Here is a 14,436-nt window from a genome sequence, read left to right on the forward strand (position 1 = left end):
AGTCACTAACTCTCAACCCCGCAACTAGCAAGGAGGGGATGATGGAGGCAAGCGTTGAGGACGTGTATGAACGTACTGTTCTGACGATGTACCATGATTTTACAGACACTCAAAGAGTACAAGGATCTTGACTTGGAAGTACTAGCCTATCAAAGTCAGGATAAAAACCTAAAGTCACTTATCGAATTCATTGGAAAAAACTAGAGAGGGCAAGCTGTGAAAATTCTTTCTTTAGTTCTTGCACTAGCCGCTGCAGGAGAAGCATTTAGTCTCCCAATCAGGATCATAGATAAGAGCCTTCCTTTAGGTCAAGGTTATCAGATGCCGGGTCAAAGTAGCTCAAACAAGTGTTTAGACGGTAGTGAACACATAGTTAGGAATTCCTTCGGTCGTGTAGATATTGTTATGAACGCTAGTGATTTTAGAACGAAGGAATTTATGTCCGGGAGAGGGTCAGTTTCAGCTGACTTTCTCGTAATCAAAGGTAAAGCGACACTCTCCTATTTTAAAAACAAAGAAGAATTCGGTGATGACTTAAACTATAGCTTTCTAGCGAAGGCTGAAAGTAGCACCCAGTACTTCAAGCCTACGAGTCTTTCTGATTTCGGAAGACGAGCTTGGCTTCAAGGTGCAGATTATTTCTCTAAAGAATGTGGTACTCACTATGTTTCGTCCAAAAGAAAAGGGGCTCTTTTCCTTTTGAACTATAGTATTTCGTCTAGAGACAAGTCTTTTGTCGAAAAAGCAACATTGAAGATTAAAGTTAAAGTCCTATGGAAGAAGATTCGAAAAACGATAACTCTCCTCAACGAATCAGAAGACACATCGTCGGATAGGATCACACTTTACGCATATCAGATAGGTGGAAACATTACCAGTTTGATTGACATTTTAGGAACCGATCTAAAGATCATATGCGACAAGAGCAATGCAGCAACATGTCTCGATGTGATTGACCGGATCGAGCAACATTATAACGAGCTATCCGAAATTGTGTTAGATCAGAATTCTCACGAAACCATTTGGTCTAATGCTACTAAGTATACTAGACTGCCAGCAGCTTTTTTCGAATGAGAGAGTAATAGATATGAAGCTATTGATTTCCGTATTTTCCTTAACTTTGATTGTTTCTTGCAATTCTAAATCAGGTGAAGGACCTGAGAGGCCCTCTGAAGAAGGACAGGGATTAGTTGACCCTCCGACTACTGTGCAGCCAACTGACCCTTGCGAAACTTCGCTTCAGCAAGCGTTGAAGAACAAAGTGATTGTTGAGAAAGAATACCAAGAGTTACTGGCTTTGGACTTTGAATATCTTGGTAAGCACAAAGGTAAGCCTGTTTTCAACCGCTGTAATAGGGGGTAGTCCGTAGCTTCGATTTCTATTATGTCGAACTCAGGATCCGTTGACTCTCGGTCTAGTCTGCTAGGCGCGTTTAGCTAATCTTCGTCCAACTCATCATCCTCATCCTAACTGCTACTCTATATCGCTAGCCGCACAGGCGAGACTGAAGAGAAAAAACCATGCTTCAGCCTCGCACACCAGTCTATCTAGTCAACAACATAACCAGTCCAACGCCCCACTGGGGCAACACCAACGTCCTTACCATAGCCCCAATTGCCATCGAATGATGTTTTTTCTAAGCCAAGTAAGAACTGAAACCAACCATGCCGACCATTCTCGAAAATCCAATTACCGGAAACAACAGTGCCGTCTTCTGAAAACTCGATGTTTTCAAACTCCCCAAAGGAACCGTTGTCCAAATCATAGCGGCCGAAATCAGGCTTCAGAAATTGCGTATAGCCACGAATCCAACGCCCTTCGTCATTGGTATATCGCGATCTAAATCTCTTCTGCAACCAATCTTGCCCATCAACTTCGCAATCCTGCCACTCCCAATTCCAACTCGCCTTCATCTGTGCTTCAGAATTTGCTAGCTGCAAACTAGATGATTGTTTATCGTATTGCTCACTGGATACATTGATATGGAATCGCCCTTGCATCACTGCATACTGATCTTCATAGCTACACGGAGTGTAAGCCCACCACCCAGCATAAGGGGTTGTCAGAATATAGTTATCACCTGAAAGAATACCAGACTCAAACGTAGCCTCTGCACTGATCGTTTCTCCCATCCAAGTGTAGTCCAGATAAGCATAGGCTCCTCCTGACTCCGATGTAAATACTTCACCATCAGCCAAAGCTTGTGATGGTCTCAGCTGCTTGCCAGCAGGAACATGAATATTTGTGACCTCGATCTCACAGACCTTTTCCTCGAAATATGACTTCTGGTTGGTTTCTACCGTAAATCGCTCAAACTCTATCACCAAGCCCCCGTTACTAACCTGGTAGTCTAGAGGTCCACAATCGTTATTCCTTACCACCTGCATCCCACCGCTGCTTGCAAGCCCATGTTCTCCGTGCCCTAACAGCATGAGAATCCCTAAAATTTGCCATAGCTTTTTCATAATTTATCCTTTCTAATCGCAGGAAATAACCCGCCCAAAACAATCAATTTGTTGCCGACCTTGTCTCTCTCCCATTTCACCCTCTGCGTTATCGACACCAACAAAGGTATCAAATGAGTCATCAAAGGCACGTCTTGCAGTTGCTCTTAGCTGCACTTCAATTGGAATCGTTGCGCCACAGTAGTTTGCTCGCTTATCAATGCCCTCAATCGACCCGAATAATTGAAAGTTGTCGGACAATTTATCATCGTCGAAGGCACTACGACTCATGTTATGGAAAACCGGTTGATCGACACCTGGAACATTGTGACGAATAGAGAAAAACGCCGTGCCATTTTCAGAAAGGTGATATTCACCATCGATGTAGAACTCTGCATAATCGAGTCGATAGCCTTCATCTAAGATCAAATTATATTGAATCGTACAATTCACCCGAGCTGTTGAGGTGTCTGGGCTTGTTACTGCAAGAAAGTGATCATCGTAGTTATTAAACTGTGCGACGATAAAGTAATTACCAGTAGGACTAAGGTCAACGCTGATTTCATCAGGGTGCGGGCAACCGGAGCCGCGCACTTCGGTGACCTCGATGGAAAATGGTGGTCGTTCGTAGTCGTTCTTCGTAGCTAAAGCAAAATTCGGGACAATGGAACATGCAATTCCCAATAGCAGTACTCTCATTATGATCTCCATAAAATATCGATAGACCCGCCTCTCTTCGGAGCCGAGCTAAAGGAGTTCAGAATTCTTCTTAGTAAATTTTAAAACTGACGAAAATCTTTCTACTTAAGAAATCAACTCCGCCCAACATCGTTGTGATTCTGTGGACTTTCTCCAGTCGAATCTTATGAAAGGCAAGCAATAGACAAAAAAAACCAAGAGCCAACGCTCTTGGTTTGCAAAGGAATCGATGAGTGAGATCAGTCACGATCAAAAAAGATTTGTGGGGACAAATCTTATATTAGTCTTAACGGCCTACTTTACTCGCATCTCAAATCGATAATATAAACTGCTATAAATATTATATATAAATCGATTAAATTAAATCTTTAGCAAACTAAGGCGCATTCAGGGCCAGGTTTATCTACCAAATATCCTAGAGCTTTTATGCATACTGACAAGAGTATGCTGACCAAGCTTGATTGATGTTGCCAAATGCAACTTAAACCATTGTTTTAATTGACAATAGAATATGCTCTTAAGTTTTTACCTGATCAGACCGTAAAGACTCATACGGAGGATATTTTGAACAAGAACCAGCGCTCAAATCGACTTGCAATCATGCATATTGCATCGCAGATTGATATCTCAGCATATCTGCATTATCGCGACGTTCTACAAGACATCTATGAAAAACTAAAAGCAGAGCAAGGGTCATACAACTATAAGCGCTACTCGGAAGATCTAGGCCTTTCGTTCAGCAATGTGATTTGGCTATATGTATCCAAAAAGCGTCGCATGACCCTTAAGACTGCCGAAAAAACATTTAAAGCATTGGGCTTATCAGGAGACCGGAAGAAATTTGCGGAAAATATGGTCCGTCTAGAGACAATCAAAATTCATGAGAAGCGTGAAAAGATTTACGCCGACCTGTTTCAATTGAAAACAAAAATGTCGGCGCCAGAAAATCAAAAGCACCTTGAATTCTATTCTCAATGGTTCTTTCCTGCGCTGCGAGAAATAGTTCAAGTAAATCCCAAGCTCAACATCAATGAAATCTGCGAGCGCTTTCTCTTTAAGGTATTCCCTAGGGAGATAGAGCAGGGGCTTCAGGTGCTATCTGACCTTGAGCTTATCAAATACGATAAAGTCTCAAAAACCTATCGATCTACAAAGAAACAAATCGGCTTAGATTACAAAACTTCAGCAGTTGCAGCAGCTCGATTTCACCAGAAATCATGTGAATTGGCGAGTGAGGCAGTGGTTCATGTCAGCCCCGAAATGAGAGAATTGAACACCCTTACTCTAGCGCTGTCACAAGCCGATATCCCTGAAGTAAGGCGACGCATTATTGAATGCTGTCGCGGTATATTCGAGCTGGAAGAGCATAGTCGCTCTGATCAAGTATTTCAGCTCAACATTCAATTTTTTCCTATCACTGATAAACTGGACCCCGAGGTTGAATCATGATTCAAAGAGGATTTCACTATTGTATGTGCATGAGCCTTTGGCTGGCGAGCAACTCCTGTGGATCATGGCTCGGCAACCCTCAAGATTTCGAAGACAACGAGGGTAAGAAAACTCAGGCTGAAACTAGCAAAACACTAGATCTAGTCGCATCAGTGGACAATAGCAATAATGGCCTTCTTCCCGTCAAAGATCGCTTTGGAGAAGCCTCTTCTATTTCTTCGATGGATAAAATTAGCCTCACAATCACATCGCTTAGCCTTGTTAATGATGGCCAATCGGCTAGCTATACTTGGAATCAAGCTATTGATTTAAAGTCTCAATCTCAAATAACCCTAGGATCACAAAATCTGGATACTAGCTCGCTAAGCTCTATAAACATTGGCTACGAGCTGCAGCTTGAAGGAGCCATCGGAACACAGGCCCTTAAACTCGATATCCAAGTGAGCGATCAAAGTGTAAGTGGAACAAGCATCACGTTAAGCGACAAGAGCCGTTTCATAGTTTCCTTTAATGCTGAGCGATGGTTTAATTTTTCTGGTGAAGGGCTAGACTTAAGCAGCCTCGCGAGTCAAACTCTCGATTTTTCTAATAACGCGAGTATTGAAGCCACAGCCATAAAAGCGATCATTGAAGCAAATATAGCTGGCAGCTTGAGATATGGACTCGATCAAGATGGCGATGGCATCCTATCTGACACTGAAACTGATCAAACCCTCGAAACAAAAGTACCGTCGACTCCAACACCGGAGCCCACAACCGATCCTAACACAGATGATGACGATGGGGCGGATGATGACGATACTTAATGGATCATCGCAACTTATTTCACACCAATCACAGGGCGCTGCGTCATGCTCTCTAAAAACTTAAAGATCTTATCTAGATAAGGCTCGCGGATATCATCGACCTGATTGTAGATAGCGTGCTGAGACTTAGAAAAAACTTGCAACTCACAGCGATCGATCAGAGAACAAAATTCATTCTGTGGCTCATTTTTAACCCAGTTATCGATGCCAGCCTGGAATAATAAAATGGGCTTATTGATCTTCTGAAGCTCTTGGGCTTCAGTAATTTTCTGAGTCGCAACCATAGCCTCGTGAACGAAACCAACTGTCGCTCCGCCTCTTCGCCATGAATCTAGATCAGGGCGATAGATGACTCCAACTTGTTGTTTGTATCGCTTTTCAGAAGATGTACCGGCCTCAGCAAAGCTCCACGGTTTTACCGCAGGAAGAGATTGCCCCGGTGCGAGGCTCGTTTCAAATCCAAGTGCAACACCAATACTGGCGATACCCTCTGCAAGCCAGGCAGGAAACGTCCCCGTATTCATCCGAATCATAGGTGAACTCAAAATCGCACCTTCTGCTACATTTGGGTAGCGCTCCATGAAGCGCGCAACCACAGCACCGCCCATTGAGTGCCCTAGAAGCACCAAAGGCTGCCCTTTAGTAGCCAAAACATTCTGGGTTAGCCGATAGAGATCGTCCACATAATGCTCGAAATTATCTACGTAGACCGCTGGCTCATCAATCAATCGCGACGAACCATGGCCCCGTTGATTGTACGTGTAAACACTGTAGCCACGATTGTAGATATCATAGACAAGCTCCTGATATTTATAGAAGTGCTCCGTAAAGCCATGAACAATAACCACGTTGCCCTTAGAACTCGGGTTTACAAAAGCCTTATAATCCAAATCAATAGGCTCCCCCTTAAACGGCACTCCTTCAAAGCTCTGGGTTGGGATCGTTTCGAATAGAGCTTCGAATTGTTTCTTTTTTTCTGCAAATGAATCATCTGACGCATAGAGATTTATTGCTAGTGATGACAGTAGTAAGCTTAAAAGTACCGCACGGAATGTATGGCCAGGCATAGGAACAACCTTTCTGCAATTCGTACCAGATAACGGATTATTGCAGGATATATGCCATCGCGCTAGTGCACATTGAGGAGTTTTTGCGGAAATTTTGAAAGTTCAAGGCCCAGCAAAGATTGATCAGTTCGTATTAGAATCGCTGATCAACCAAGCTTGTTCTAGGGTCAAGATTCAAAGTTTTCGGTAGGCTGTGTTAACACTACAGGCTTGCCCTTAGTAATCATAATCGTATGCTCTTTTTGAACGGCATAGTATCGATCTTGATACAAAGTCCAGCCGTCAGAACTCTCTTCAACCCAGTCGCCACCATTAGAAAGAAAAGGTTCGATGGCGACACACATTCCTTCCTTAAATCGACGATGATCCTTGCGATCAAAATAACTAGCGATGAACTCGGGATTCTCGTGAAGAGTTTTACCAATGCCATGGCCACCCAGGTTACGAATCACTGTCAGGTTACTCTGCTGTGCAAGTTGCTCTACAGTGCGTCCGACTTCAGCGATGCGAACTCCGGCACGAGCCTGTAGGATGGCTTGATCCAGGACATTTTTAATTGTCTTGCAGAGCTTGTTTTTGACCTTCCCACCATGGCCGCCGATGATGAATGATTCACCATTGTCTGCAAAGTAACCATCAAGATGAGCAGAGACATCGACATTGATCAAATCACCAGCCTGTAGAACCCGATCTCCCGGAATCCCATGAGCCGCTTCCTTCTCAACGCTTATGCAAACATGGCCAGGAAACTTATAACAGCTAATTGGTGCTGATACCGCCCCGTGTTTGTCGAGATATGCCCCCGCTATGGCATCAAGTTCCTTGGTCGTCATGCCTGGCCGAGCCTTGGCTTTTGCAAGCTGGAGGCAGTTAGCCACGATAGCCCCAATTTTTTCCATAGCTTTTAGCTGTTTTTCGTTCTCAATGACCATGTGGTTCCTATGAATGTTATGAACGGTTGTGCCATAAGCCCAAAAGGCAGACCTAAGTCTTCCCTCATGTAAGGCAGAAGTTCAAGCAGAAAGTCAGCCCAATCTTCTTTGGGGCCAATACCATAATTGTTACAGACAGTTAAGAACAAATATTCGAAATCAGATACGACTCAAGCCTCTGTCTTTACTTGTCGGCTGAAGCCTCACAAAACCCGAGCCCTATCGTACGGGACGTAAGAATGTCGAGAGGCTTTTTGACAAAAAACTCCTAGCCTACCTCTAGACAGGCCCTAACCCCTCACAAAAAAACCAGAAAAATCCATTTAATTCAGGCTATTAGACTACGAAGAAAGCTTAGGCTTGAAACTAAGAAACCCTCGTCCTCGGATGGAGAGGGGCCGACGAAGAGTATTATGTAAGCAGCGAGACATACAACTTAGAGAAATATAGAGGAGGCATTAGATGAAGAGCCTTTTTGCTTTGATTGGCACCATTTTCTTAACGTCATGTGGAACCGAAACCCAATTTTCTGAGCTAAACGACGGCACCAAAGGAAATATCGATCAAGAACTGCTCACGACCATTGAAGTTGATGCTCCTATTGCGGAACCTGAATCTGAAGATCCTACTGCTCCGGTTTCTGAACTTGTAGTCGATAATGATTTTACAGATCCTAATCCTGACCATGATGATCAATCACAGATTGAAAAACCAGCTGATGCTCCTGCTCTTCAAATTCTCAATCCAGCTTCTCCCAACAGTGAGTTCGGGGACAATATCTTGGTGAACGGTGATTTCAGTTACCCTAGTATCAACAAATCTTGGGACCTTATTCACACCAATGATATTGATAAAGACCTATTTGGTTGGGACTTTTCGTTTAGCAACGAACAGGCTTGCGGAGAGGCTTATAAAGCGTCCGAGCAAGGCTCTTGGATCGAAATCCAACGTTTCACCCCGAACCAGCATGTGGAACTTGATAGCCATTGTTTAACGGATGTAAAGATGTCTGAGATGAAAACAAACTTAGTGATCAAGCAATCAGTTGAAGTTGTAGACGGAGTCTATGAGATCTCGTTTCGTCACAAATCCCGACGGAGTCCTACTGGAGGCGAGAACAGCCTGCAATTTTCTATTAATGGCCAGGTGATTCCTGTCTCCGTTACGGATCGATGGGATCACACCACAGTGACGATCAGCATCGAAAACATCGAATCCCTAGAACTTGCCTTTGAAGACCTGGGAGCGGCTGACACCTACGGAATACTTCTCGATGACGTAAGCATCCGCGAGGTACGTGTACACTGATACAGAGATTCCCTCTCGCTGAGAGGCTTGACTTATCACAAGCCAAAGACCTTATTTCTTCCTTGGGGTGCCTATACTCACTATAGGCACCCTTTTCCTATCGGCCTTCATTTATACTAGCAGTATCAGAAGCCATTTAGCAGGACCCACGTGAAGTCTTCAGCGCAAAAGATTCGTAATCGAATGCAGGTCATGATCGTTGCCCTAGTCCTTTCCATCGTTGGGGTAATGGTTTCACGATTTACATACAATTACATTGTCGATATCGCTAAACAAGACTTCGTCTCCGATACCGCTGTCGTCAAAGAAACTCTCTCTACAGTTACCGAACGACTTGTCACTACGACAAGGGGCTTACAGCGATTCATCACCCTACTTCCTGAGCTCAATCCCAAAAACTTTTCTCAGGTGACTGATGATGTGGTTTCCAACTACCCATTTGTGTTTTCGATTACCTACTACGCTAAAGTCGATCAGAGCGAGCGTCGGGACTATGAAATCCGAATTTCGGATCTCTACGATGACAACCAAGGGTTTGTTGCTACATCTTCTGACGACAGCAGTGAAATCGTTTCAGCTGAAACAAGTGATGAGTACTTAGTCACCTACCTTTCCGATTCCATGCACCGAGACTCCGTATACTTTGGCTGGGATTTACTCTCAGACAAGAGCCAACGCCCCATCGTAGAAAACGTACTCCAAAATCAAAAAGCAGAGGTTTCCAACCCGTTCCTGATGGAAAATGGCGACACGGCGGTGGATGTTTATCTACCCATACTTAAACCAAGCTCGCCACCTCAGATTCGCGGAATTCTTGGTATCACAGTATTGATCCCGCAACTGCTTGGCAGCGATGATCTTCGCAAGAACTTCACCACAACCGTACATGTGCCACTGTGGGGCCAAGCCGAGAAGCAAAACATCTTCCGATCCCTAGATCGTTCCCCAGAGGGAATTCGACAAGTTGATATGGCTGTCAGTGATGTTGAAGTTCCGATTTTCGATCATGGCGTTCTCTTTCACTTTGAAAAAGACATCTACTTCAGCAACCTCAACTACTCTCTACTCATCCTCGTCGTTCTAGGCAGCATCCTTTTTGTAGTTCTCGGCATCTATTTAACGATTACCAATCAGCGTCTAAAACATAGCTTGCTTAAGATCGAGGCTATTAATGAAGGCCTAGAGCAAACGGTTCAAGAACGCACCAAAGACCTAAAAGCAGCTCACCTTGAAATCGAAGAAATGCTTGATAATCTCGACGGCGCGGTCCTTGTCATTCAAGACGATCACACCATCGCCAATCGCTACTCAAAAGCCAGTGAGTCGATTCTAAACATTGATAAACTTGGGGGTAAGTCGATCTTTGAAACCCTTTTCAAAGACATGACAAAAGAGAATGAAGGCCACTCCAAGCACCTTTTCACCTTGGAAAACATCATCGGTGCAGACAGCTTCCAGTTCACAATCTCTCAATACGATCTCAAGTCTGAAATTAGCTTTAAGAAAGTCGTAGATGGAGTCGAACAAGAAAGGATTTTCAATATCCGCTATGCTCCACTATTAGATGACCAAGGCACTATACGTCGCATGTTATTGGTTGTGACTGATGTCACTGATCTATTGAATCTACAGCGAGACTTGGAGCAGCAGCAAAAAGCCGCCGGGGCCAGAACTGAAGCGATTCAAGAGATGCTATCCGCACCTCGCCAAGTTTTAGATTCATTTATGGTTGAGTCGGAGCAAAGATCCCTAGAAATATTAGCCATCTCACCTGACGATTCCAGCTATCAGGATCGTAACAAGTGGATTCCGATCTTTAGAGAACTTCATACGATGAAGGGTGGAGCACGATTCGCAAAACTTAACGTCATATCTGGGCACATTCACCAGATTGAAAGTGATCATGAGGCGTTGAACGATCCCCAAACGACCATTGACAAGCCGGCTGTTGAAAGATTTTGCCAGGACTTTGAAGAATTCCATAAGGTTTTCCTTGTTTACCTTAACCTCTATCGTGAGATCTTCTCGTCACAAGATCAATCCAACCAGTCATTGAATTCTGTCCTGCGATGGCTACGTTCTGGTCGTGAACCTGAATCAGTCGCAGACGCTCTAGAAGCGATGCAGGCTGGGGAGTTCTTCAGCTTCGATGAGCTTTATGCAAGCTTCGGCTCCATGGTCGACGATGTTGCTGGTGCGCTGAGCAAATCGGTTACCCTCAACCAGGAGCCACAATTCCTATTTTTACACCAATCTCTTGAAGCGCCACTTAGAGATTGCATGACTCATGCAATTCGAAACGCCCTCGATCATGGCTTGGAAACCTTTGAAGAAAGAGCATTGACGAATAAGCGTGGCATGGGCCAACTTTGGCATTCTTATGAAAGCTCAGACTCATCTATCACGCTAAAGCTCCATGACGATGGCCGTGGTATCAATACCAAGAAAGTTCTGAGCCTGGCTCAGGAAAAGGGCCTTGTAGACTCCGATGCAAATCTGAACGATTCTGAAATTCTTGAGTTATTGTTCCATTCAGGATTTTCTACCAAGCAGGAAGCCACTGACATTAGCGGCCGCGGCGTTGGCCTTGATGCTGTGAGAGCCAGCCTGGAAAAGTTCCATTGCCAAGTCTACTTGGAAAGTTCACCTGGTAAAGGAAGTGCTACCTGCATCAAGATTCCTATGAATCTTGTGTATAATAAGAATCATCTTCCACTACAAAAAATTTCATAAGGAACCATCATGAAGAAGTCTCTGTTAATGGCGGCCACAGCTGGCCTTGCATTGGGCGTTCAAAGTTTGGAGCCAGCTGAGGCAGCACCTCCAAAAAAAAAGAAAAGTGTTGAGTGCTTTGGAGTGAACTCTTGCAAAGGGAGTGGATCCTGCTCCGTAAATCAAGAGCAGATTGATGCAGCTCAAAAAACTTTCAAAGGTAAGTACAAGAAGTCTGCAACTTATGCTTGTAAGGGTAACAACGCTTGCGGTGCACCTCACCACCTAGCTTGGGTGAGTAAGCCGAAGAAAGAGTGCCTATCTGAGGGCGGCTTCTACTTTATGAAAACCGAGAGTGGCAAGCTCAAGGTTAAAGGCAAGAAAAAGAGCTAGATCATATGGGGAGCCCTAGCTCCCTCACTAACTCCCTAAGCTACCGCAATAATCAAGTTTTCCGACATGAAATACCCCATTCGCAGAATTGCGAAATTCTTTCCAAGCCGGCTAAATACCTAAAAACTCGTAAAAAAAGGAATCTGCCCTCAGATATTCCGACAGAAGTCTTGGAAGGAGGTTGAACGTGACAGAGAAAAAATTTTCTTTGGAAGAATCAATCTTGATTCAAAACTTGATTAAGAATATCGAGGAGGATGATCGCAGGATAGAGAAACAACAGAAAGCTTATATAGAGAAACCAGTGTTTAAAAACTAAGTTCCAGCCCCATCAGCCGATGGGGCCTCCATCACTTTAGAGTGATTCATCAATCATTTTCTGCAAGCTTTGCGGTGGTTGTGCACCAACAACAGAACTAGTGATTTCACCGTTCTTGAACATAGCTAGGTAAGGAATCGATCGTACACCATACTTGGCAGAGATTTCAGGATTCTCATCAACGTTTAGTTTAGCAATGGTCACTTTGCCTTGGTATTCTTCGGCAAGCTTTTCCAAAGCGGGACCAATCGAAACACAGGGGCCACACCAAGGAGCCCAGAAATCTACTAGTACAGGCTCATTGGCCTTCAATACCTTCTCTTCAAAATCTGCTTCGGAAACCGCTTTTGTATAAGTACCCATAATATTTGCCTTTAATCGATTTGTTCGTCATTGCACTTTATAAAAGTAATGCTCATCTTCCTGATGTCAAGGCCAGACTTTTAGTCTACCAGTTTTGGATCGAGAGCATCACGTAACGCATCGCCTATCACATTGAGGGCGTAAATAATGAGAAACATTGCCACTGTTACGCTCAATAGAGGCCACCAAATACCATTGACCAATTCACCACTTGCATCCTGGATCATGGTGCCCCAACTAGAGCCATCTTGAACTCCAACACCCAAGAAAGTCAGAATTACCTCTGACTTGATCGCATTGAGTGTGCTGAGAGATGCTGTGATAATAGCAAGATGAAAGATATTCGGCATGATGTGCTTAAACATGACTCGTCCATCTTTACCACCAAGTAAGTTGATCGCTAGGACATATTCACGGCTCTTATGTTTCATGACTTCACCACGCACCAATCGACAAAGCCCAACCCAACCCACGGCTCCCATGGCGACACAGATCGAGAAGACCCCTTTACCAAGTACATAGGAAATACCAATCACAAGAAGAATGTAGGGAATCGACGCTAGAACTGAATACGCCCAGACGATAAATGCATCCACCTTGCCGCCGTAGTATCCCGAGATCACGCCGAAGAGCAGGCCTAGAGGAATTGAAATCGCAGTCACCGAAATGCCGATGGTCATGGCAGTTTTAGTGCCTGTAAGTACCTTATATAGGATCGAACGACCAAAAATATCAGTGCCGAGTAGCTTGGCCCATGACAAAGACGGAGCCTCATAGGATTCACCAACCCGTTGCTGAAAGTCAGGCAGCAAGTTGAGATAACCCAAAATTGCAATCAGCAAGTAGAGTAGAGTCACTGCAAAGCACAGGACTACAAACTTCTTCTTCATAAGTTTCTTGATGGCCCGCTGCCCTAGGCTTTCACCAACTCGGTGGCTTGCCTCTTCTGCGGCTTCAAGGTTGCTTGAAATGCTAGCTGTCTCGCTCATCCGTCTCTCTTAGTTAAGTTGTACCCGAGGATCTACATAGGCATAAAGAATATCTGTGACTAGATTGAATAGGGAGTATCCAATAGCAATCAGCACTGTTAAGCCCTTGATCACTGGGAAGTCACCGTTATTAATAGCTGTGATAATAATGTCCCCAATTCCTGGAATGGAAAAGAACCGCTCCATAAGGAAAGCTCCAAGAAGCAAGAAAGGAATACCTATCACAGTATAGGTGATAATAGGAATCATAGCGTTTTTCATCACATGCTTGAAGAGAATGCGATAGGGGGTACAGCCCTTTGCAAAGGCTGTGCGGACATAATCGGCCTTAGTCTCGTCCAAGAAAAAGGTTCGATACATCCGAATATCAGGGCCTGCACTGACAACCATAATGACCAACCACGGCAATAGGAGATACGGGACCGCTCCAAAACCAGGTTCGTAGCCATTAATGGGAAACAAATCCCATTGATATGCCAGAATATACTGGAAGGCTAGGATATACACCAAGTAGGAGATACTCATAGCCCCCACAAATAAGAATGTCGAATAGCGATCAATCCACGACCCTCGATAGAAGGCGATCAAGATCGCAATCGACACGTTAATCAGCACCCCCATAAAATACGGAGGCGCTGTAAGCGACAGAGACACCATTGCTCCGTCGGCAAACATGCTACTGAGCTTGTCACCCGTGCTGAATGATCTGCCAAAATCAAACGTCACAATTTGCTTCAAGAAGATTCCGTACTGTACATACAGAGGCTTATCTAGATTCCATTCAGCGCGTAGCTGCTGAATCGCTTCTTCGCTGGCATGATTGCCAAGCTTAACGCGCACGGGATCTTCACCCACAGTTGTAAATAGTACGAATACGAGAACCGAAACCCCCAGCAAGATCGGGATCATCTGGAGTAGGCGTCTGATAATATAAGTCAGCATGGCGAGAACAAC

The 14,436-nt window shown here is 44.4% G+C and carries 15 protein-coding genes; 8 read left to right on the plus strand and 7 right to left on the minus strand.

Annotated features, from left to right (window positions below):
* The first annotated feature begins 216 nt into the window (after window positions 1–216).
* Both B9N89_RS26165 and B9N89_RS26170 read left to right on the plus strand, forming a co-directional pair.
* Window positions 217–1,074, plus strand: a complete 858-nt coding sequence (locus tag B9N89_RS26165; RefSeq protein WP_132324353.1) for a hypothetical protein — start codon at window positions 217–219, stop codon at window positions 1,072–1,074.
* 13 nt (window positions 1,075–1,087) lie between these two features.
* Window positions 1,088–1,363 (plus strand): hypothetical protein, encoded by a 276-nt coding sequence (locus B9N89_RS26170; RefSeq protein WP_132324355.1) that lies wholly within the window; start codon window positions 1,088–1,090, stop codon window positions 1,361–1,363.
* Between the two features lie 185 nt (window positions 1,364–1,548).
* On the opposite strand, the gene B9N89_RS26175 is transcribed toward B9N89_RS26170, so the two are convergent.
* Window positions 1,549–2,466, minus strand: a complete 918-nt coding sequence (locus B9N89_RS26175) for a DUF4360 domain-containing protein (RefSeq protein WP_132324357.1) — start codon at window positions 2,464–2,466, stop codon at window positions 1,549–1,551.
* A gap of 12 nt (window positions 2,467–2,478) precedes the next feature.
* Window positions 2,479–3,144 carry a DUF4360 domain-containing protein gene (locus B9N89_RS26180; RefSeq protein WP_159455649.1) on the minus strand — a complete coding sequence of 222 codons (666 nt, stop codon included), beginning with the start codon at window positions 3,142–3,144 and terminating at the stop codon, window positions 2,479–2,481.
* A 564-nt stretch (window positions 3,145–3,708) separates the two neighbouring features.
* On the opposite strand from B9N89_RS26180, the gene B9N89_RS26185 reads away from it, so the two are divergent.
* The gene (locus B9N89_RS26185) at window positions 3,709–4,593 is read left to right on the plus strand and encodes a TIGR02147 family protein (protein ID WP_132324361.1); all 885 of its coding nucleotides are present in this window, start codon (window positions 3,709–3,711) and stop codon (window positions 4,591–4,593) included.
* Window positions 4,590–5,399, plus strand: a complete 810-nt coding sequence (locus B9N89_RS26190; protein WP_143478274.1) for a hypothetical protein — start codon at window positions 4,590–4,592, stop codon at window positions 5,397–5,399. Before B9N89_RS26185 ends, B9N89_RS26190 begins: the two co-directional genes overlap by 4 nt.
* Before the next feature lie 14 nt (window positions 5,400–5,413).
* Here B9N89_RS26190 and B9N89_RS26195 read toward each other — a convergent pair whose 3' ends face one another.
* Window positions 5,414–6,466 carry an alpha/beta fold hydrolase gene (locus B9N89_RS26195; protein ID WP_132324364.1) on the minus strand — a complete coding sequence of 351 codons (1,053 nt, stop codon included), beginning with the start codon at window positions 6,464–6,466 and terminating at the stop codon, window positions 5,414–5,416.
* A 167-nt stretch (window positions 6,467–6,633) separates the two neighbouring features.
* Window positions 6,634–7,398 (minus strand): type I methionyl aminopeptidase, encoded by a 765-nt coding sequence (gene map / locus B9N89_RS26200; protein WP_132324366.1) that lies wholly within the window; start codon window positions 7,396–7,398, stop codon window positions 6,634–6,636.
* Between the two features lie 462 nt (window positions 7,399–7,860).
* Here map and B9N89_RS26205 point away from each other — a divergent pair, with 462 nt between their 5' ends.
* From B9N89_RS26205 to B9N89_RS32195, 4 genes are all read left to right on the plus strand, one after another.
* Entirely contained in the window at window positions 7,861–8,706 is an 846-nt protein-coding gene (locus B9N89_RS26205; RefSeq protein ID WP_132324368.1) for a hypothetical protein, read from the plus strand.
* A 150-nt stretch (window positions 8,707–8,856) separates the two neighbouring features.
* Window positions 8,857–11,439 carry a CHASE domain-containing protein gene (locus B9N89_RS26210; RefSeq protein WP_132324370.1) on the plus strand — a complete coding sequence of 861 codons (2,583 nt, stop codon included), beginning with the start codon at window positions 8,857–8,859 and terminating at the stop codon, window positions 11,437–11,439.
* A 9-nt stretch (window positions 11,440–11,448) separates the two neighbouring features.
* Window positions 11,449–11,811, plus strand: a complete 363-nt coding sequence (locus tag B9N89_RS26215; protein ID WP_132324372.1) for a hypothetical protein — start codon at window positions 11,449–11,451, stop codon at window positions 11,809–11,811.
* A 187-nt stretch (window positions 11,812–11,998) separates the two neighbouring features.
* Window positions 11,999–12,130 (plus strand): hypothetical protein, encoded by a 132-nt coding sequence (locus tag B9N89_RS32195; RefSeq protein WP_268808910.1) that lies wholly within the window; start codon window positions 11,999–12,001, stop codon window positions 12,128–12,130.
* 36 nt (window positions 12,131–12,166) lie between these two features.
* On the opposite strand, the gene trxA is transcribed toward B9N89_RS32195, so the two are convergent.
* The 3 genes from trxA to B9N89_RS26230 all read right to left on the minus strand — a co-directional run bounded on the left by trxA (window position 12,167) and on the right by B9N89_RS26230 (window position 14,424).
* Window positions 12,167–12,493, minus strand: a complete 327-nt coding sequence (gene trxA / locus B9N89_RS26220) for a thioredoxin (RefSeq protein WP_132324374.1) — start codon at window positions 12,491–12,493, stop codon at window positions 12,167–12,169.
* An 80-nt stretch (window positions 12,494–12,573) separates the two neighbouring features.
* Window positions 12,574–13,482, minus strand: coding sequence for an ABC transporter permease (locus B9N89_RS26225; RefSeq protein ID WP_132324376.1), 909 nt, complete (start codon window positions 13,480–13,482; stop codon window positions 12,574–12,576).
* Between the two features lie 9 nt (window positions 13,483–13,491).
* Complete coding sequence (locus tag B9N89_RS26230; RefSeq protein WP_132324378.1) at window positions 13,492–14,424, minus strand: ABC transporter permease; 933 nt, start codon at window positions 14,422–14,424, stop codon at window positions 13,492–13,494.
* Window positions 14,425–14,436 lie beyond the last annotated feature (12 nt).

This window comes from Pseudobacteriovorax antillogorgiicola (genome assembly GCF_900177345.1).
GTDB classification, from domain to species: Bacteria; Bdellovibrionota_B; Oligoflexia; order Oligoflexales; family Oligoflexaceae; genus Pseudobacteriovorax; species Pseudobacteriovorax antillogorgiicola.